15 protein-coding genes are annotated in these 18,243 nt (G+C 59.0%); 7 read left to right on the forward strand and 8 right to left on the reverse strand.

Annotated elements, in window-relative coordinates:
- Window positions 1-30: 30 nt before the first annotated feature.
- The 5 genes from T424_RS20705 to T424_RS0109965 form a co-directional block, all read right to left on the reverse strand.
- Complete coding sequence (locus tag T424_RS20705; RefSeq protein ID WP_051558907.1) at window positions 31-726, reverse strand: 4'-phosphopantetheinyl transferase family protein; 696 nt, start codon at window positions 724-726, stop codon at window positions 31-33.
- Window positions 720-1,271: a regulatory protein RecX gene (locus T424_RS0109945; RefSeq protein WP_037067275.1), complete on the reverse strand. Its 552-nt coding sequence runs from the start codon at window positions 1,269-1,271 to the stop codon at window positions 720-722. The genes T424_RS20705 and T424_RS0109945 overlap by 7 nt, the downstream gene beginning before the upstream one ends.
- 179 nt (window positions 1,272-1,450) lie before the next feature.
- The gene (locus T424_RS20710; RefSeq protein ID WP_051558908.1) at window positions 1,451-2,308 is read right to left on the reverse strand and encodes a helix-turn-helix transcriptional regulator; all 858 of its coding nucleotides are present in this window, start codon (window positions 2,306-2,308) and stop codon (window positions 1,451-1,453) included.
- A gap of 512 nt (window positions 2,309-2,820) precedes the next feature.
- Window positions 2,821-3,858 (reverse strand): Gfo/Idh/MocA family protein, encoded by a 1,038-nt coding sequence (locus T424_RS0109960; RefSeq protein ID WP_051558909.1) that lies wholly within the window; start codon window positions 3,856-3,858, stop codon window positions 2,821-2,823.
- Window positions 3,855-4,841: an MDR/zinc-dependent alcohol dehydrogenase-like family protein gene (locus T424_RS0109965; RefSeq protein WP_027487593.1), complete on the reverse strand. Its 987-nt coding sequence runs from the start codon at window positions 4,839-4,841 to the stop codon at window positions 3,855-3,857. Before T424_RS0109965 ends, T424_RS0109960 begins: the two co-directional genes overlap by 4 nt.
- A gap of 194 nt (window positions 4,842-5,035) precedes the next feature.
- Between T424_RS0109965 and T424_RS0109975 the strand changes: the two genes are divergently transcribed.
- From T424_RS0109975 to T424_RS0110005, 7 genes are all read left to right on the forward strand, one after another.
- The gene (locus T424_RS0109975) at window positions 5,036-6,145 is read left to right on the forward strand and encodes an NAD-dependent epimerase/dehydratase family protein (RefSeq protein WP_027487594.1); all 1,110 of its coding nucleotides are present in this window, start codon (window positions 5,036-5,038) and stop codon (window positions 6,143-6,145) included.
- The gene (locus T424_RS0109980) at window positions 6,142-8,172 is read left to right on the forward strand and encodes an NAD-dependent epimerase/dehydratase family protein (RefSeq protein WP_027487595.1); all 2,031 of its coding nucleotides are present in this window, start codon (window positions 6,142-6,144) and stop codon (window positions 8,170-8,172) included. Before T424_RS0109975 ends, T424_RS0109980 begins: the two co-directional genes overlap by 4 nt.
- The gene (locus T424_RS20715; protein WP_245269509.1) at window positions 8,169-9,287 is read left to right on the forward strand and encodes a glycosyltransferase family 4 protein; all 1,119 of its coding nucleotides are present in this window, start codon (window positions 8,169-8,171) and stop codon (window positions 9,285-9,287) included. Before T424_RS0109980 ends, T424_RS20715 begins: the two co-directional genes overlap by 4 nt.
- Window positions 9,284-10,429 (forward strand): CgeB family protein, encoded by a 1,146-nt coding sequence (locus tag T424_RS0109990; RefSeq protein ID WP_027487596.1) that lies wholly within the window; start codon window positions 9,284-9,286, stop codon window positions 10,427-10,429. Before T424_RS20715 ends, T424_RS0109990 begins: the two co-directional genes overlap by 4 nt.
- Window positions 10,426-11,529 carry a CgeB family protein gene (locus T424_RS0109995; protein WP_027487597.1) on the forward strand — a complete coding sequence of 368 codons (1,104 nt, stop codon included), beginning with the start codon at window positions 10,426-10,428 and terminating at the stop codon, window positions 11,527-11,529. Before T424_RS0109990 ends, T424_RS0109995 begins: the two co-directional genes overlap by 4 nt.
- A complete protein-coding gene (locus T424_RS0110000; protein ID WP_027487598.1) occupies window positions 11,526-12,641 on the forward strand; it encodes a CgeB family protein in 1,116 nt (371 codons plus the stop codon). The genes T424_RS0109995 and T424_RS0110000 overlap by 4 nt, the downstream gene beginning before the upstream one ends.
- A 161-nt stretch (window positions 12,642-12,802) precedes the next feature.
- Window positions 12,803-13,825 (forward strand): UDP-glucuronic acid decarboxylase family protein, encoded by a 1,023-nt coding sequence (locus T424_RS0110005; RefSeq protein ID WP_027487599.1) that lies wholly within the window; start codon window positions 12,803-12,805, stop codon window positions 13,823-13,825.
- A 357-nt stretch (window positions 13,826-14,182) separates the two neighbouring features.
- Here T424_RS0110005 and T424_RS0110010 read toward each other — a convergent pair whose 3' ends face one another.
- From T424_RS0110010 to T424_RS0110020, 3 genes are all read right to left on the reverse strand, one after another.
- Window positions 14,183-15,517: an MFS transporter gene (locus T424_RS0110010; protein ID WP_027487600.1), complete on the reverse strand. Its 1,335-nt coding sequence runs from the start codon at window positions 15,515-15,517 to the stop codon at window positions 14,183-14,185.
- Between the two features lie 379 nt (window positions 15,518-15,896).
- A complete protein-coding gene (locus tag T424_RS20720; protein ID WP_051558910.1) occupies window positions 15,897-16,634 on the reverse strand; it encodes a FadR/GntR family transcriptional regulator in 738 nt (245 codons plus the stop codon).
- Window positions 16,635-16,807: 173 nt separating this feature from the next.
- The gene (locus tag T424_RS0110020; RefSeq protein WP_027487601.1) at window positions 16,808-18,079 is read right to left on the reverse strand and encodes an ABC transporter substrate-binding protein; all 1,272 of its coding nucleotides are present in this window, start codon (window positions 18,077-18,079) and stop codon (window positions 16,808-16,810) included.
- Window positions 18,080-18,243: the final 164 nt, after the last annotated feature.

The following is an 18,243-nucleotide window of genomic DNA, read 5'->3' on the forward strand; positions in this document are numbered from 1 at the left end:
AACACCTCCGCCAGCTTGTTCCCGATAAAATCAGAGAGAGAGCATAATACCTGTATGCACGAGGTCGCCCTCCAGACAGTAGCGACCTTCGACCGTAAAGCCGCTTGTAAATTCCGGCGAAAGCGATTTCTTCAGCGTGGCCGTGAAGCGACCGGGGGCGGCGGCGCTGAGATGGATGGAGGCGTCCGCGAACCAGAACATCTCACCCACCAGCGGGTGAAGGCACTTGAACAGGCTTTCCTTGGCGGAGAAAACCAGCGTTGCATGGTATTGCGGACCATGCGGCCAAAAAGAGGGCATGGTTTCTTCCGGATTGAGAATGCTTTTTGCCACGCGCGCTCGCGTTTCCTCACTCATGCAGACTTCGCTGTCCAGCCCGAGGCTGCGGCAGTGAGCCCCGCTTGCCACGACAGCAGCAGCAAAGCCGTGGGTGTGGGTGATCGAGCCGCGCAAGCCCGCAGGCCAGGCCGGGCCGCCAGTATCACTTGCCGGGAGCGCACCCGGAAAACGCCCGGTCAGCGCCTGAATTGCACGGGCAGCGCATAATCTTCCCGCCAGATATTCTGCCTTTCGCTTGGCAACGGCGCGGTCGAGCTTTTCGGGCAGGGCCATGCCGATCTCTTCAGCCACACCATCATGGTAGTCTTCAGGCCGGAAGGTGAGGGCGTGATGGCTTGCTGCTTCTTCAAAAAGGGCAGGCGCTGTCCGGGGAAAAAACATCACCATTCACCGCCGGTTTCCAGCTCGGCTTCCGCCTCTTCTCGCGACATGTCCAGTACCCGGCGGGCGAGGTCGAAGCTGAAGCCGTTGCGGGCAAAGGCAGCCAATTGCCGGGCTCGTTGTTCAAGCCGGTCGCCATGGCGGTCGAAGGGGCCATAGCCACGCTTGCGGGCAAGAATAATGGCGGCACTGACATCGTCTGCGTTTTGCATGGCGCTTTCGACAATTGCCGCCTCTATTCCCTTGGAGCGCAAGCCGTGGGCAATGGCGCGGCTGGATTTGCCCTGGCGGGCCTGTGAGCGAAGTTTCACTTCGGCAAAGTTTTTATCGTTCAATGCGCCAAGCTGCCGGCCATAGGCAATCGCGGCCTCGGCCAGAAGGCTGCATTCCTCGTCGCCGATCTCCTCGAATTTCTGCCGCGCCTTGCGGATGATCTGTTCCCGGAGCTGCTGTTCGCTCAACATGCGTCGGGACAGGCGATAGGCGGCTGAATTTCGTGCCCAGCTTATCCGTCGTGTTTCCACCCCTGTAAATTCCGGCGTGTCGTCCATTCTTCAAGCCCATATTACTCATCATGCCGTCTTTCGGCGCCAGCATATGTCAGCACCATCTGCGAAAAAGAATGATGAGTTTCAATGTGCTTCCTATAGGGCATTTCAAGCAGAAGAGAAACAGGATGGGGCGCGAAGAGCCTTATGCCCTTCGCTGATCCCAGCCATTCCATCTGCATTCATGCCGGCGCTGCCGCCATGGCGCCCATGCGCAAGGCGCCTGCACGTGGGGCTGATTTGGTGCGGGCGGCAGGAATGGGATTTTCCCCATCGATCAGGCCAAGCAGGATAGCTTTGACCACGGCCTGCGTGCGGTTCACCGCCTCAAGCTTCTTCTTTACCGATTCCATGTAGAATTCGACGGACTTTTCGGAAATACCGAGGATCTGGGCAATCTCCCAGGAGGATTTGCCGCGCGAAACCCAGAGGGTCGTTTCGCGCTCACGCGCGGACAGAAAAGAGCGTCGCCGTCCGACATTGCTGACCAGGCGCTCTTCCATGACGATGCGAAGCGCATGGGCGTGGAAGAATTGCGCGATGACATAAAGAAGATTGTCATCCTTGCGGCCGCGGCGCTGCTCCATGCCGCCCTTGGGTGGGATAACCGTCAGCATGGCGACTTCACCATGCTTGGACATCAGCGGAATGGTCAGGCCGTCGCGGATGCCGGCTTCTGCCGCTTCCTTCATCACCTGCCGCTGGCTGGGGGAAAGCGTTGCCATGTCGATGACGCCTTCCCAGCGGAAGGGGGTCTTGCGGCCGAGGCAGCAATCGACCACCGGATCGTGATTGACATATTGACGGGCGACATATTGCGCCATCCACGTGTCCGGATAGCTGAAGATGCCGTAGGTCTGCCGGGCGGAGCCGCCTTCGTAAAGGGCGGAATGCTGAACAATGTGATAGGCAAAATACTGGTAGCCAAGCCGCGAGACCGTTTCCTCAAGCAGAGCCTTCAGCTCGGCAACGGTCTGTGCACTGCCGATCCGGCTGGTGAACTGGTCGAAAACGTCATTGGAATGGACATCGATATACATAAAGCACCCCGTCTGAAATTAAGGAAATGCAAATCGCGCCTCTCAACAGCCTTGGGCGGTACGAAAAAAATCCCGCAACCGGCTGTTTCCCGTCTCTTGCCGTGCAGCGCCCTTAAAAATCCGGGCTTTTGCATTACAATGGCCGCTCATCCTGTGAATGTGCGGAAGGACGAAACAGGCATTTCCAAGTAAAACATAAGCAATTCAAAAAAAGGTATACGCATAAAACGAACCTGCGTTTCGACCGGGTATGGTGATCGATCCGCCTGTATTATGTTGCATAGCACAATGCTTTGCGTAGCCCAAGCCCCCTTGTGCTTTGCGGAGAAAGGCCGTTAATGCCCCGTTAAATTGCAGGTGAATTGCGCAACTGCGCTTGTATAAATTATCGGCTGTGCCTGTCCCGATCGTGCTTCATCGGCATTTCGTCTGCTAAACACGTGAATTCCCGTGGTTCCATGTTGTTGCGTTCATGTCTTCCCGCAGTTGGCGGTCACGGTGACAGAATGAACTTACACGCTATAGATGCAATCCAGAATATCAGATACCGCACAGAAATCTTCTGCTTCGCGTTCAAATTTTCCGCCATTCGCCAGTTTTTTCAACCATTGCACCGCCGCAAGTCCACCCCAGTCTTCCGGCGGACCACAAAGAAGCTCGCTGGTGGTGGCGTGAAGGAGCCGTGTCTCGAAGTTATGGAAGGATCCTGCCATATTGGCGAAGCTCGCGCCCGCCTGTGTGCCGTGGATATCGGCACGAATCACGGCATCCGTTCCGGCATGAAGATGCCAGGAACAGGCAAGACGCAGCATGGTACCATTTTCCGTTCTGAGTTGAGCTGCTGCATGATCTTCTACCGCGCCTCCGGTTTGTGCTCGGTCTTCTGGCGTGAGCAGCGAGCCCCCACTGTGCAGGCTGGCGCAAACCTGCTTTATTTTCGGAAAATCCAGTAACCAGAGCCCCATGTCAACCAGATGCACGCCAAGATCGATGAGGCAGCCGCCGCCGGATTGTGCCTTGTCGAAGAACCAGGACTTGCCCGGACCATAGGCGTTGTGAAAAACTAGGTCGAGGGCAAAGACCTTGCCCAGGCGATCCTCCCTTATCGCTTTCCGGATTGCCTGAAGGCCGCGCGTATGGCGATAGGAAAGATCGAGCCCCAGCAACCGGTCGGCTTTTCTTGCCGTTTCCACAACGGCGCGCACTTCCCCTCCGTTGCGGCCAAGCGGCTTCTGACAAAAGACCGCCTTGCCGCTTTCGAGCGCCGCGATGGCCTGACAGGCGTGCATACCGCTTGGACTGGCGATGACCACAGCGTCAAGATCGGCTTCGAGCAAGGTCTCGAAGGAGGCGGCAATCTCGGCGTCGGGCGCAAGCGTGCGGGCTTTGGCAATCATATCTTCACAGGGGTCTTGCAGCATGGCGGCACGCGCCAGTCCGCTTTTCAAGAGCGCCTCCATGCGGTTGAGGCCGATCCAGCCTGTACCGGCAAAGCCGAGCCGCAGGAGGGACGCAGCAGGTGGGGAGGGCGGCCAGGACGGGATTGTCATGAGAGTTTCAGCCAGGCCTTGAGAAAGCCTTCCGGGCGGTCGCGGGTAGCGTTCAGGGCCACAGCCAGTTCCTCCAGCCCGTAACAATGGGTCAGCAGTGGTTGTGGATCGAACCTGCCCTTGAGCGTTGCCGCGACGGCCTCTTCCATGCCCTGCCTGTATCGGGCGGGGTCACGTTCATGGGCATTGATGACATCCAGCCCGCGCCAGTTCCAGAGCTGCATGTTGATCTGTCGAGGGCCGTCCTGATGATATCCAGCGATGATGAGTCTGCCGCGTTCTTTCGTGAGTTCTGCAGCCAGATCGAGTGGCCAGGCCTTGCCTGTGGCTTCGATGACGATGTCGCAGAAGCGGCCTTGCGTCAGCTCCTGCACCTGTTCAATGATCGCCCAATGGTCATCGAGGGGCAGGCTGTGATGTGCGCCGCAGGTCTGGGCGGTGCGGAGAGAAAATTCGCGCCGTGAGAGCGCAATGACCTCAGCGCCTTCGTTGACGGCAAGCTGTGTCAGAAGGGCGCCGAGGAAGCCGATGCCGATGATGGCGACCGTGTCGCCGGCCTTTATCCGGCTGCGGCGGAAGATGTTCATCGCGCAGCCCAGAGGCTCGCCGGGGAATGGCAGGCCTACCAGTTCATCCGGTAGCTTTACGACGGCTTGCTCCCTGGCAAGGTCATAGTGGGCATAGGCATTGTGTGAAAGGGCGGCCACCCGCTCGCCTGGCCTGATTGCCGTGACATTGGCTCCGACGGCATCCACAACGCCCCAACCTTCATGGCCCAACGCTCCCGGCTCGGTTGGAAAATGCATCCAGTCCGGTCCTGCCCATGGCCCGAGATTTGAGGCGCAGACCCCGCATCCCTCAAGTCTGATGCGAACCTCGTCCACTTCGGGAGAGGGGACGGGCCGGGCCTCCACCCGGACACGGCCCGGGCCGGTGACGATGGCTGCCTGCATCAGCCCGCTTGTGCTGTTTTGATGGTCCATCCCTGTCCTCGCGTGGCTTGAATGACGGAAATCATTGAGAGCCTCCCAACACGCGTCGGGATGTTTCGTTCCGGAAGAAGATGAAGACGTCATAGTCGAAGAAAATGTCTCTGAAGATGAAGAAGTGCGGAACAATCCACCAATGCTCCGGTTCGGACGGCATCAACAACACTTTCGGCAGGTAATTGCACTCCATGTCTCAAACCGTTCTCGTTACTGGTGGATCAGGATTTATTGGTCGTCACGTTGCCGCTGAACTTGTTGAAAACGGCTATAGGACCAGGGTTCTCGATGCGCTGATCGATCAGGTCCATGGTCAGGGGCAGGCCGACCTGCCGCCGGAGGTGGAGTTCAGACAGGGCGATGTGCGCGATGCGGACACTGTGCGCGGCGCGCTGAGGGGGTGCGATGCGGTCATTCATCTGGCGGCGGAGGTCGGCGTCGGCCAATCCATGTACGAAATCACGCGCTATGTCTCCGCCAACGATCTGGGAACGGCGGTGCTGCTGGAAGCCATGATCGGCGCGCCGGTTGAAACGGTGATCGTTGCCTCCTCCATGAGCGTTTATGGTGAAGGTCTCTACCAGGGAGGCGGAGGGCAGCGGCTGGAGCGGGTGCGGCGCAGGCCGCAGGCACTGAGGGCAGGCCGATGGGATCCCGTCGATGGCGAAGGTCACATTCTGTCTCCCATTGCGACGGATGAGGAAAAGCCCGTCGATCTGGCCTCCATTTATGCGCTTACCAAATATGCGCAGGAGCGCGCCGTGCTGATTTTTGCTGAGGCCTATGGCATACGCGCTTCGGCGCTGCGGCTGTTCAACGTGTTCGGAACCGGGCAGGCTCTGGCCAATCCCTATACGGGTGTGCTGGTAAATTTCGCCTCCCGGCTGGCCAATGGCGAACGCCCGATGATCTTCGAAGATGGCCGTCAGAGGCGGGATTTCGTGCACGTTCGAGATGTGGCGCGCGCCTTTCGTCTGGCACTCGAAAACAACAGGGCGAATGGCGAGGTTATCAACATCGGCAGCGGCAAGGCCTATGCCATAGCCGAGATTGCCCGCTTGCTGGCCGATGCAATGGGCGTGCCTCATCTGGAGCCTGACATCGTGAACAAGGCCCGAGCGGGGGATATCCGCAACTGCTTTGCTGATATTTCCAGGGCGCGAGATCTACTGGGTTTCGAGCCGCGCTATCGGCTGGAAGACACTTTGGCGCCTTTTGCTGAATGGGTGCGGGAGGTGGGCGCGGAAGACCGCGGCCCGGATATGCGCCGCCAGCTGGAAGAAAGAGGGCTGGTGTCATGAACCGCCATTCGGAAGATCCGGCCAGGGCGTGCCGCTTCGGTTTCGTCGAATGGTTCCGTCCAGGCGAATATGCCCGTAGCGAAGAGGTGTTGGCGGATATCCTCGCCGCAGGGGCAAGCCATTTGCGCACGCATCTTTCCTGGGCCGAATATCTGGCCCCGGGTGGTGAGGAATGGTTCGACTGGCTCATCCCGCGGCTGGGGGCGGCCATCGATCTTCTGCCCTGCCTTCACTACACGCCGCCTTCCCTGTCACGTACCGGCCGGTCCTCCGGCGCGCCGCGCGTGCTGAAGGATTACGCCGATTTCGTCGATCATATCCTGACCCGGTACGGTGCATGGTTTACTCATGTGGAATTGTGGAACGAGCCGAACAACCTGCTCGACTGGGACTGGCGGGAAGATCCCGAATTCGATCTGTTTTGTGAAATGGTGGGCGCTGCGGCCTATTGGGCGCGCCATCGAGGCTTCAAGCCCGTGCTGGGAGGCCCATGCCCTTTCGATCCCTACTGGCTGAACCTGATGGGTGAGCGCGGCGTACTGGCTGTGGTGGAGGCCGTTGGCTTTCACGGTTTTCCGGGCACATGGGACAGCGAGGCGGCAAGCTGGGGTGGCTGGGATCTGCATCTTGGAGAAATGCGCCAGATCATGGACCGGCATAATCCCAGGGCGGAAATCTGGATCACCGAAACCGGCTATTCTACCTGGCGCAACGATGAACTCGAGCAGGTGCGTCGCTTTGCCAAGGCCATCAATCTGCCCGTGGCGCGCAGCTACTGGTACGGCTATCAGGATGTGGCCCCGGACGTGCCTGTGCAGGAAGGACTGTGGTTCGATCCACGCCATTATCATCTCGGGATCGCCGATCATCAGGGGCATCCCAAGTTGCTGGGAAGGTTGTTGCAGGAAGGCGGCCTGAGCCGTGTCGATGATGTGGCGCGCTTGCAGGGGCCGGGCATCATGCGGCCGGCAAGACCCCTCGTGATAAGCGGGGGTGCGGGCTTCATCGGCAGCAATCTGGCCGACAGCTTTTTGCGGGAGGGACGCGAAGTCATCGTCATCGACAATCTCAGCCGCCCCGGCGTCGATCGTAATCTTGCCTGGCTTGAGGAGCGTCATGGCGGGCGAGTGCATCCTGCTCTCATCGATATTCGCGATCTTCCCGCGCTGGAGCCTGCTTTGGCCGATGCGTCAGCCGTCTTTCATCTGGCGGCTCAAACGGCGGTGACGACCAGTCTCGAGCGGCCGATCGACGATTTCGAAATAAACGCCCGTGGAACGATCAATCTGCTGGAAGCCGTGCGCAAGGCCGGGCGGCAGGCTCCGGTTATCTTCGCCAGCACCAATAAAGTCTATGGCGCGTTGCCGGATCTGGCGATGATCGAGACAGAGGATCGCTATGTTCCAGCCGATCCCATGCTGCGGGCCCATGGCGTCGGCGAAGGGCGGGCGCTGGACTTCTGTACCCCTTATGGCTGCTCTAAAGGTGTCGCCGATCAATATGTGCTGGATTATGCCAAATCCTTCGGGCTGCCTTCAGCCGTCCTGCGCATGAGCTGTATTTACGGGCCGCGCCAGTTCGGTACGGAGGATCAGGGTTGGGTGGCGCATTTTCTCATTCGCGCCCTGTCCGGAGAGGACATCTCCATTTATGGCGACGGCAAGCAGGTTCGTGACATTCTCTTCATTGACGATGCTGTTGCGGCCTATCGCGCGGTCCATGCCGGAATTGCCGAGGTTAGCGGGCGCGCCTTCAACCTCGGCGGCGGTGCTGCCAATGCGGTCAGCCTGAACATGGTGATCCGCGAGATCGACCGGCTGAGAGGGCGCGGGACCGGACGGAATCTCGCGCCCTGGCGGGCCGGAGACCAGCTTTATTTCGTAGCTGATACGCGTGCCTTGCGGGATGCGTTTGGCTGGCGGGCCGCGACGGAGTGGCGGAAAGGTTTGTCGGCCCTGCATGACTGGCTGGTTGAACATCGCTTCCCGCATCTTGCTGAAGAGGGTCGGCGGAGTGCGGCCCGATGAAGGCTTTTCCCAGCCGCATTCTGATGACGGTGGATGCCGTTGGCGGTGTCTGGCGTTATTCTCTCGACCTTGCCGCGGAACTTGGCCGCCGAGGCGTGGAAACCATATTCGTCGGTCTTGGGCCGTCTCCAGAACCTCACCAGATTGCGGAGGCTGCCAAAACCGGCGAATTGCTGTGGCTCGGCCTGCCGCTGGACTGGATGGCAGGCTGTGTGCGAGACCTGGAGAGCGTGGCGCCGATGCTGGCGGAAACCGCGGAACGCTACCAGGTGGATCTGCTCCATCTCAATCTGCCTTCGCAGGCAAGCGGCCTTCATTCGCAAAAGCCGGTGGTTACCGTATCGCATTCCTGTATTCCCACCTGGTCCATGCAGGTCAAGGGGACCCGGCCCCCGCAGAACTGGCATTGGCACGGAGTCCTGAACCGGCAGGGATTGATGCAGGCAACGGCAGTGGTTGCCCCCAGCCATAGCCATGGCCAGGCATTGGAGACGTGTTATGGGCCTCTGCCACATCTTTCCGTAATCGAGAATGCGAGTGCGGTGCAAGCGTCCTGTCGGCAAAGAGATGCTGTGGTGTTTGCTGCGGGCCGCTGGTGGGATGAGGGCAAGAATGGCAGGGTTCTGGATGCCGCCGCCGGACTTTGCGGCCTGCCGGTTCTGATGGCCGGAGAATTACAGGGGCCGGAAGGGCAATCGCTTGTTCTCTCCCACGCCCGCGGACTCGGCCCCATGCCGCATCGGGCCATGGTGGCGGCGTTGGCGCAAGCCGAGATATTTGCTTCTCCCTCGCTTTACGAGCCCTTCGGGCTTGCAGCGCTTGAGGCAGCACGTTGCGGCGTTCCCATGGTGCTGGCTGACATTGCCACCTATCGCGAGCTTTGGCAGGACGCGGCCCTTTTTGCGCCACCCGATGATCCGGACGCCTTTGCTGCGGTAATTCGCGAGTTTCACCAGAGGCCACAGCAGCGGCAGGCGCTGGCAGCAAGAGCGATGTTTCGGGCCGCGGAGTTCACGCTGGCCCGGCAGGCAGATGCCATGCTGGCGCTTTATCGCGGCTGCTCTGGCGCCAAAGCGGCTTCCCCTCTTTGCCTTTCAGCCCGGAGATTGTCATGAGGTTTCTGTTCTATACCCACTCCCTTGTTTCGGACTGGAATCATGGCAACGCGCATTTTCTGCGTGGCGTCATGAAGGAGCTTCTGAAGCAGGGACATGAGGCTCATGCTCTGGAGCCAGAGAATGGCTGGAGCAGGCGCAACCTCGAAAGCGAGCATGGCGAGGCAGCAATCGCGGCTTTCCAGCACGCATTCCCCATGTTGAAAAGCCAGTGCTACGGTCCGGATTTCAACCATGAGGCCACTCTTGCCGGTGCCGATGTGGTGGTGGTGCATGAATGGACAGATCCGGATCTTGTCGCGCGCATTGGCAGGGCGCGCCGTGAGGAAGACTTCACCCTCCTGTTTCACGATACCCATCATCGAGCCGTGTCGGCTGGCGAGGACATGGCGGCACTCGAACTGGCTGATTACGATGCGGTGCTGGCCTTTGGCGAGGCGTTGAGCGAAAGATACCGCAAGGCCGGATGGGGCCGGAAGGTTTTTACCTGGCATGAGGCGGCCGACGATACGCTTTTCCATCCCATGCCCGAGATGGAGCGCCAGGGCGATCTTGTGTGGATCGGCAATTGGGGTGATGACGAGCGCAGCCGCGAGTTGGCTGAATTTTTGCTGGAGCCGGTGGCGAGGTTGAGCCGGGAGAGGGCAGTTCCCGTGCAGGCCGACATCCACGGGGTGCGCTACCCGGCTCTGGCCCTTGATGCTCTTGGAGCGGCGGGTCTTGCCTATCATGGCTGGATTGCCAATGCCGAAGTGCCGCACTGCTTTGCCGCCCATGCCTTCACCATACATGTACCGCGCCGCCCCTATGTTGACCATTTGCCGGGCATTCCGACCATTCGGGTATTTGAGGCTCTGGCCTGTGGCATTCCTTTGCTTTCCGCCCCATGGAATGATTGCGAGGGCCTGTTTACGCCGGGGAAGGATTTTTTGTTTGCCAGAAATTCCGGTGAGATGGCGCGCCTGATGGAGGATCTGTTGCAGGATGCAGCGATGCGGCAAGCCTTTGCCGCCGAAGGGCTGGCTACCATCCGGGCGCGCCACACCTGCCGTCACCGCGTTCTTGAACTTCTGGACATTCTTTCGTCTCTGGGCGTTGACCGGAGGAGCCTGTCGCTTCAGGCCGGGGAGGCAGCGGAATGAAGATTGCCTTTTACGGATCCAGCCTGCTTTCGGCCTATTGGAACGGTGCTGCCACATATTATCGCGGGATAATACGCGCCCTTGCGGCTTTGGGGCATGAAATCACCTTCTACGAACCAGATATTTATGACAGGCAGAAGCATCGTGATATGGATGCGCCCGGCTGGTGCCGTGTGGTCGTCTATCAGCCAACGCAGAGCGATCTGCTAAGAGTGTGTGGCGAGGCTGCCGATGCGGATGTGGTTATCAAGGCAAGCGGGGTGGGTTTTGCCGATGACTGCCTGCCGGGACTGCTGCAACGGCAGGCGCGCCGGGATGCCCTGACGATCTTCTGGGATGTCGATGCTCCGGCGACACTTGCCGAGCTTTTTGCTGCCCCGGAGCATCCCCTGCGCGCTGCACTATCCGGGTTTTCTCTTGTCCTGACCTATGGCGGCGGTGCACCCGTGATTTCGGCCTATCGGGCGCTTGGCGCTGACTGTTGCGTGCCGGTTTACAATGCGCTGGATCCCTCCACGCATCATCCTGTTCTGCCTCGGGCGGAATTTGCGGCGGATCTGGGTTTTCTCGGCAATCGACTGCCGGATCGGGAGGCGAGGGTGGAAAGCTTCTTTCTCGAACCTGCGGCGCGGATGGTGGATCAGCGTTTCCTGCTGGGCGGCTCCGGCTGGGAGGATAAGCCGATGGCGGCCAATATCCGCCGTCTGGGTCATGTGTCTACCCGCGATCATAATGCCTTCAACGTGACCCCCAAGGCCGTGCTGAATATTTCACGCGCCGACATGGCGCGCACCGGCTTTTCTCCGGCCACGCGGGTTTTCGAGGCGGCCGGGGCCGCTGCCTGTCTGATTACCGATCACTGGGAGGGTATTGAGCAGTTCCTGACCCCCGGGGAGGAGGTGCTGGTCGCACGCGACGGGCGCGATGTGGAGGAAATCCTGACCGGGCTTGGCAGGCAGGAAGCCCGCGCCATAGGCGTGAAGGCCCTTCAGCGGGTTTTGAAGGATCACACCTACGACAACCGCGCCCTTGCGCTGCATGAGCTGCTTGGACGCCGAAAGGCGATTTCGGCAGAGCAAAAACGGGAGGGCGTTGCATGAATAAGCCGCTGAAACTTGTATTTATTGGCCTCACTTTGTCGTCTTCCTGGGGGAACGGTCATGCGACGGCCTATCGTTCGCTTCTCGGAGGCCTGAATGCCCTGGGGCATGAATGTCTTTTTCTCGAACGGGACATGCCCTGGTATGCGGCGCATCGCGATCTGCCGGAGGCCTCGTTCTGCCGCCTTGCCTATTATGCCTCCGTGGATCAACTGGGCGAGGTCTTTGCTGACGACATACGCGGAGCAGATGCCGTGATCATCGGTTCATATGTTCCGGATGGGGTGGATGTCATAGACCTCGTGCGGGCAATGGTGCCGGATTGCCTGTGCTTTTACGATATCGATACTCCGGTGACACTGGCGAGGATGGGACGTGAAGAGGAGGATTACATCGCAAGGCGCCAGTTGCCGCTTTTCGATATCTGCTTTTCTTTTTCGGGGGGCCCGATCCTGACCGTTCTCGAACGCGATTTCGGCGTGCAGCGGGCCATGGCGCTCTATTGCTCGGTCGATCCTGATGTCTACCACGCCACTGGCGAGGCTACGGCCTGGGATCTCGGCTATCTCGGCACCTATAGCCCCGATCGGCAACTGGTTCTTGAACGCCTGCTGCTCAGGCCAGCGCGACTTTTGCCGCATCGCCGCTTTGTCGTGGCGGGACCATCCTATCCGGCAGATATCGACTGGCCGGCCAATGTGGAACGGATCGAGCATCTGCCTCCTGAGGCCCATGCTTCCTTCTACAGCCGCCAGCGCTTCACGCTGAACGTGACGCGCGCCGATATGGTAGCGCTTGGCTGGTCGCCCAGTGTTCGCCTGTTCGAGGCCGCGGCCTGCGGCGTGCCGATCATCAGCGATATATGGGAGGGGCTTGCGAGCCTCTTTCCGGAGGGGCAGGCCATAGTGCTGGCAAAGGATACGCAGGATGTGGCCGATGTGCTGGAAACCATGCCGGAAACGTCAAGGCGGGAGATTGCGCAGGAAGCGGCGCACATCGTGCTGACGGGTCATACCGGACATGCGAGAGGGGAAGAGCTGGCGGCTGCGATTTGGGGGTTTCAAGCACTTCCAGCAAAAGTGGGAACCGGTTTTGCGTCCGGAAATGCGTGAAAGAGCTGCATTTCCAGCAAAAGTGGGAACCGGTTTTGCGTCCGGAAATGCGTGAAAGAGCTGTATTTCCAGCAAAAGTGGGAACCGGCTTTGCGTCTGGAACAGAGTAGGGGTGAAATTTGACATCGCCAGCCAACCGGCAAGTGTGAGAGGAGAAGACCATGCTGCAAGGATATGAGAGAGCCCCAAGAACTGTGCTGGTTGCTGGCGGGGCGGGCTTTCTGGGCTCGCATCTTGCCGATGAGTTGCTGGCGCAGGGCTGCCGGGTGATTTGCCTTGACAACTTCCTGACGGGTTCGATGGAGAATATCGCGCCGTTACTCAATCATCCGGCCTTCAGCTTTGTGAAGCATGACGTCTGCGACCCGGTTTTCCTGCCGGAAAAACTCGATGCGATCTACAATCTCGCCTGTGCCGCTTCTCCTCCCAACTATCAGGCCGATCCCATCCACACCATGATGACCAGCGTGATCGGCACACGCAATCTGCTGGCGTTGGCAGAGACAAATAGCGCCCGCTTGTTGCAGGCCTCCACCAGCGAGGTTTATGGCGATCCGGAGCAACATCCCCAGCGGGAAGACTATTGGGGGCATGTGAATTGCACGGGACCGCGGGCCTGTTATGATGAGGGCAAGCGGGCTGCGGAGGCATTATGCTTCGATTTTTTGCGGCTTTCGCGCGTGGATGTGCGCATTGCCCGTATTTTCAACACATATGGCCCCCGTATGCAGCCGGATGATGGGCGGATCGTATCGAACCTGATTGTCCAGGCACTGCAAGGCCGCCCCATGACAATCTATGGTAGCGGCGCACAGACGCGGTCCTTCTGCTATGTCACCGATTTGGTCGGGGGGCTGATGGCTCTCATGGCGATCGACGATAATCCGGGCCAGCCTGTAAACATGGGTAATCCGCAGGAGTTTTCCATTTGCGAGCTGGCCGAGCAGGTCAGAAGGGCAATTCCCCAGGCGGGTGATATCATCCATCGGCCGCTTCCGACCGACGATCCCCGTCGCCGGCGGCCTGACATTACCAAGGCGCAGGCATTGCTGGGCTGGACGCCTAAGGTCTCGCTTGCTCAAGGACTGGAAGCAACAATCGATTGGTTTACCCGGACGCTGCCACGTGCATCCTCTCCGCTTGCCCGAAACGAGCAAGGTCCAGATGCCCTGATCTGCAAATGACAGCCGGTCTTTCGTCCCGAAACACGATAAGGAACCATGCTTAAACGAAACACGGAGCTTCAACGACACACGGAATGACCGTTGATCTTTGTTTTAACCATTACCGGCGGGAAGACCGGATTCCACCTTTCCGCGAAATGCTCTACTGCTGAATCGTACGGGGTGAGGCGTGCTTGCTCTCATTGCTATCGGGGGGACTGAAAAAGGCAAATCCCGATAGCAAAATCAGCAGAAGCGCGAAACAGACAGTCCATTGCTTGCCATTCATCGTGGATTCTTTCGGAAGGATGCTTGCCCGCCTTCAAACGGGCAGCCTGTTCTTCCAACCGTCAGAAGGCTGGACTGTTCCAGCGCTGGTTAACCCGCTTTTCGTGTGGTTAACTCCTCTATGCCTGCCTGGGCTTCGATGCGGTTCCCGCCTGCTGCCAGCCACAGGCCGATGGCGAGCGTGAGCGCGGCGATGAAGAGAAGATAGTAGGCATGTGCCATGGGGTTCCATGCCAGAAGCGTCGAAACGGCAACCGGCGTCAGGCCGCCGAAGATCGCGTAGGAAAGATTATAGGAGAACGACAGGCCGGTAAAACGGACAGGTGCCGGGAAGGCTCGCACCATCACATAGGGAACGGCGCCGACCATGCCAACCGACAATCCCATGACCGCATAGAGACCAAACAGAACGGGAACCGATGTGGCTGCCAGACTGTAGAAGGTGAAGGTTGCTGCGGCAAAAAACAGGCTGCCGCCGATGAACAGCCGTGCCGATCCGATTCTGTCCACCAGCGCGCCTGCCGCAGCGGTGCCGACAATCAGGAACAATGTGCCGAAACTGGTTGCCGCCAGCGCCTGCTGGGCACCGTAACCATAAAGCTTTTGCAGCAATGTCGCGGTCATCAGCGTCGTGACGACAATCCCGGCTGAAAGGATCCAGGTCAGGAGCATGGACAGCACAATGGCGCGGGGATGGTCGCGCAGGACGGCTTTCAGCGGCAATTCGGGCACGGACTTCCGGCTTTCCTGCATTTCGCGAAAGATCGGCGTTTCACTGAGCCAGCGGCGCAGATAGACGGCGACAAGCCCGAAAACGCCACCGAGCAGAAAGGGAATGCGCCAGGCATAGGCAGCCACGTCGTCCGGGGTGAAGGCCGTGTTGATAATGGTGGCAATGAACGACCCAAGCAGGATTCCCAGCGTCAGGCCGGAACACAGAAAGCCGCAAGCAAAACCGACACGGCGGAATGGTACATGCTCGGAAACAAAGGTCCATGCGCCGGGAACTTCGCCACCGATTGCCGCCCCCTGCAACAACCGCATGACGACGAGAAGCAGCGGTGCGGCAACCCCGATGCTGGCATAGGTGGGCATTGCCGCCATGCCCAGCGTGGAAAGCGCCATGAGCAGGATGGAGAAGGCAAATACTTTCTTGCGCCCGAAGATGTCACCGAAGTGGGCAAGGACAATACCGCCCACCGGTCGAACCAGATAACCGGCGGCAAAAATCCCGAATGTCTGGATTGTCACCAGCCAATCCGGCATGTCCGGGGGAAAAAACAGTTTGCCGATCACCGCCGCGAAGAACACGAAAATGATGAAATCGTAAAACTCAAGCGCGCCGCCGAGCGCGGAAAGGCCAAGTGTGCGAAAATCGGCAGAGGTAAGCCGACGGGGCGGCGCGGAAGCGGTGATGGGTGTCATGGAAGCAAAGCCTGTTGCGGGTCAGCCTTGTTCGTTGCGCATTTTACCCTGAATTTCAAGTGGCTAGAGCATTTTCGCAAAAAGTGTAGTCACGGTTTTGCCTCCGGAAATGCGGGAAAACAAAAGCCTGGAGCGCGTCGGGTGGGCCTTTGTTCATCGGACGCGCTCCAGCCCTGCAAGACGCCACTCTCTCCTGCATGGGAATGGGTGTGCGACCCATTGGCTTTCCCGCGGGGCGAAAGGAGAAAGAAAAAGCGGGCGGCGTGCCATCGTCATCGCGCCGCCCGCCAGAAACGCCCCGCCGTGCGGGGCGGGACGATCTGAAACTTTTAATTCCGAGCCCTGCCGGTGTTGCACGGCCACGGCCCCCTGCTTCACCTCAGCTTACGCCTTTCTTGCCAGCCTCCGGCGTGTCTACATATCCGCCAGGCATCGAGGTTACGCGGATCAGGGCCTCCTGGAATGACAAAAGGTGGTCTCGCATTGCCTCGCAGGCTCCCGCGCAATCTCGTGCGGCAATGGCATCGATAATGGACAGGTGCTGCTGGTGGGCCACTTCGGAGGAATGATGCAGGCGTCCTGCTTGTTCCCGCAGCATTCGCCAGCCGTCTTCCTCACGTACGCGGTTCACCAGATCGAAAATGCTCAAAAACAGGGTGTTGCCTGCGCATTGCGCTATGCGCCGATGCAGGCTTCCATCCCATAATTCCTGCGCATCGGCATCGTCGCTTTCAAAAATCCTCGCTGCCAGATGGTACATGGCATCCACATGCTCAGGTGTTGCCCGCAAGGCCGCCAGTTGCGCCAGCTGCGGTTCGATCCGCAGCCGGACTTCCATGACCTCCAGAGGGTCGGCGCCCCGGCGCATTCCACTCTCCAGCAGCGTGTGGTCCACAGGCCTCGCGCCGGCAAACGTTCCGGAGCCCTGTCTTCTCCAAACCAGGCCTTCCGCCTCGAGAACCTCCAGCGCGCGGCGGATGGCCCGGCGGCTGACATTCAGCATTTCCGCGAGGTGCCGTTCTGTTGGAAGACGGGCGCCCGCCTGAAGCCTTTCGCCCACCAGAAGCGCCCTCAGTCCCTCAAGGGCCAGATTTGAGTTTTCCTGTACTGCCGACATTGGTTCGAACCAATTTCCTATTGGTTCAGTAGGCTACGACTTCCCTCCGATGTCAAGTTTTTCCCGCATCGGACCGAAAAGTGGACCCGGTTTTCGGGCAATCCGATGCGGAGATTAAAGCATCGGACCGAAAAGTGGCCGCGGTTTTCGGATAATCCGATGTTTCTGTGCCCTTATTTTCCCGCAGCGGCGTTGATCTTGTCCGTATCGCTGGCCATGGCCTTATAGGTGTCATCCAATGACAGTTCGCCGACGATAAGCTGGCTCATGCGTTGCACGATCTGCTGGTAAAGCGCGGAAGATCCCTTCTTCTTTTCCAGAATGCGCGCGGCGGGCGGGGCATTCTTCTCATTGGCGAGAAAAACCGCCATGGCGGCCTTGGCGTTCTGGTCGGAGAGCTTGTATTGCGGCTTGTCGATATTGGCGCCGGTCAGGATGACGAAATTCTCGGCAATTTCCCGCTGAACCTTCTCGGAGCCGAGGAACTCGATGAACTGGCCGACGGCCTCAGGATATTTGCTTCGCTTGAAGCCGACAATTGCCGTCTGGCCGGGCATGGCAAAGCAGCCGGCATCGCCACATGGTGCGTTCAGGGCTGTCCACTCGAAGGCGTCCCCAATCTTTTTCTGGAAGGGGTTTACCATCCAGTTGCCGGCCAGATAGGTGACGACATTGCCGTTGACGAATTCATCGCCCATGTTCTTGTATTGCGAACCTCCGGCGGCGCCCCACATTTCTTTCGGGAACGAGCCGTTGCGGGTCCAGTCGTAAAGATCGGCGATGTATTTTTTTGCCGCTTCGTCCGGAAAGACGAATTTGTCGTTCACGACATAGTTCGCGCCGTAGGAGAATGCGCCGCCGGAAAAACGATGACCGGAGCGATCCATGGTGAAGGGGATTTGCACGCCGGTCTTTTTGGCGACACGGGCCGAAATCTCGACAATTTCCTTCAGCGTCGCCTTGGGCCCCGGCAATGGTTCGCCCGCCTGCTCGAACAATGTCTTGTTCACGAAGGGCAGGTTGAAGGTCTGCGATGCGATATAGCCGTTAATGGATTTTGGATCGTTGATGCCGGGCATTCGCAGCAGGTTGAGGCTTTCGCCATGCAGCTTTTCATATGTAGCGGCATCCTTCATGAAGGGGCGCATATCGAGAAAATAGGGCGCCAGCTGCCAATCGGTAATCTTGGCCACGTCAGGGCCTTCGCCTACGGCCAATTGCACCGGCAATTGTTTGGAGACGGCCTCATAGCCGGAGGAAACGAAGTTGATCTTCACGTCCGGATGGCTGGCTTCGAACTCCTTGCTGAGTGCGGCCATGCGCTCGACATAGGCCTGATCGTCATCGGTGAAGAGAAAGGTGATCGTCTTGGTTTCGGCCGCCGCCACGGTGGACGCATAGAATGCCACCAGCCCCAGGCCAAAGCTTTTCAAGGAGTATTTCATTTCGCCCTCCAAATGAAAATATTTTCATTTATCCGTCGCTTCTCCTCCTGAAGCTCTGGAATGCGCCAAGTTTTGCGTCTTGACATTAGCTTCGTCAAGCTGTTTGCTCGCCAAAAATTGTCGCTTTGAAGGTTTTTCTTTTTGCAGGCTAATAAGATGAAAAA

It is taken from the genome of Allorhizobium undicola ORS 992 = ATCC 700741 (assembly GCF_000621665.1).
Classification (GTDB): Bacteria; Pseudomonadota; Alphaproteobacteria; order Rhizobiales; family Rhizobiaceae; genus Allorhizobium; species Allorhizobium undicola.